1 protein-coding gene is annotated in these 1,377 nt (G+C 37.9%); it reads right to left on the bottom strand.

Annotation, left to right across the window (positions count from 1 at the left end; genetic code table 11):
* Positions 1–30 precede the first annotated feature (30 nt).
* Positions 31–1,248, bottom strand: a complete 1,218-nt coding sequence (locus tag GD597_RS21640; RefSeq protein ID WP_171610009.1) for an IS256 family transposase — start codon at positions 1,246–1,248, stop codon at positions 31–33.
* Positions 1,249–1,377 lie beyond the last annotated feature (129 nt).

Here is a 1,377-nt window from a genome sequence, read left to right as displayed (position 1 = left end):
GAGAGTGTAAATTAGATTGTGTAAACAGGATTAGAGTCTACATCTACTTTCAAATATAATTAAATACTGATGAAGAATTAGTCCCCAGTTTGGTATTGGTTGTGTCCAGGCTTCTTCAATATTTTTTATAGATAAATAGATTGATTTGGATGCTGCATTTTCATTAGGAAATTGTGTTTTGGTTTTGGTATATTTTCTAATACCTCTGTTAAGATTTTCGATGGCATTGGTTGTGTAAATAATCTTTCTTAGTTCAAGTGGATATTCAAAATAATTGGAAAGGTTGTCCCAGTTTTCTTCCCATGATGTGATGGCATATTTGTATTTGCGTTGCCACTTTTGTTTAAATTTTTCCAGTTCTTCCAGTGCAATTTCTTTGTTGATTGCTGTGTATACTACTTTTAAATCTTTACAAAAATCCCTGCGATCTTTATAGACTACAAATTTGCAACTGTTTCTGATCTGATGCACTATGCAAAGCTGTGTAACTGCTTCAGGAAAAACAGCTGATATAGCTTGTGTAAATCCTTTTAGATTATCTGTGCAGGCGATGAGAATATCTTGCAGGCCCCTGGCTTTAAGTTCGGTTAATACCGTCATCCAAAAGGCGGCTGATTCTGTCTTTTCTATCCAAAAACCAAGTACTTCTTTTAGTCCATCAGGCTTAAGCCCAATGACAATGTACACACACTTGTTGATCACTTTTTTATCTTCCCGGATTTTGATGACAATACCATCCATCCACACAGCAAAATAGACAGGCTCTAAGGTGCGTTGCTGCCACTCTCTGGCAGAGTCCATAATGCGTTCGGTGATGTTGGAAACGGTTGTTTCGCTTATCTCCAACCCATAAACAGCTTCTACCTGTTTGCGTACATCAGAGGTCGTCATTCCACGGCTGTACATACCCAAAATTGCTTCCTGAATTTTAGCACTGATCGTTTCTCCTTTAGGGATAATCTGGGGTTCAAATTGGCCATTGCGATCCCTGGGAATATTCAGAATAACATCTCCAACATTTTCTGTCGTAACTGTTTTGGAAAAACTTCCATTCCGGCTATTGCCGGAATTATACCCCTCAGTTGTATGCTTATGATAACCTAAATGTTCATCCATTTCTCCCTGGAGCATTTCTTCTATACCCTGTTTGAAAATGGAATTAAAGTAGTGCTGAAAGGAATCCTTGTCTTTAAATTGTTTGAAAAAGCCTTTAGGAAAAAGCTGTTCATCTTTGTTTTTTGATTGCATGTTTATGTATGGTTTGGAAGTTACAACTTTTTTCAGCGGTCTAACGCCTCGTTCCGCTACGCTCCACTTCGGCGTTAGACCCTTCAACTGTAACCCTTAACCTGTTTACACAATCTGATTTATACTACC

The sequence above is a fragment of the Limnovirga soli genome (assembly GCF_013106755.1).
GTDB classification, from domain to species: domain Bacteria; phylum Bacteroidota; class Bacteroidia; order Chitinophagales; family Chitinophagaceae; genus Limnovirga; species Limnovirga soli.
The sequence above is the reverse complement of the archived record's forward strand: the minus strand, read 5'-3'. Positions and strand labels throughout refer to the sequence as shown.

What these genes read in the sequence shown, in the direction of transcription:
- GD597_RS21640 (WP_171610009.1), bottom strand. Translation starts at nt 1,248, where the DNA reads ATGCAATCAAAAAACAAAGATGAACAGCTTTTTCCTAAAGGCTTTTTC.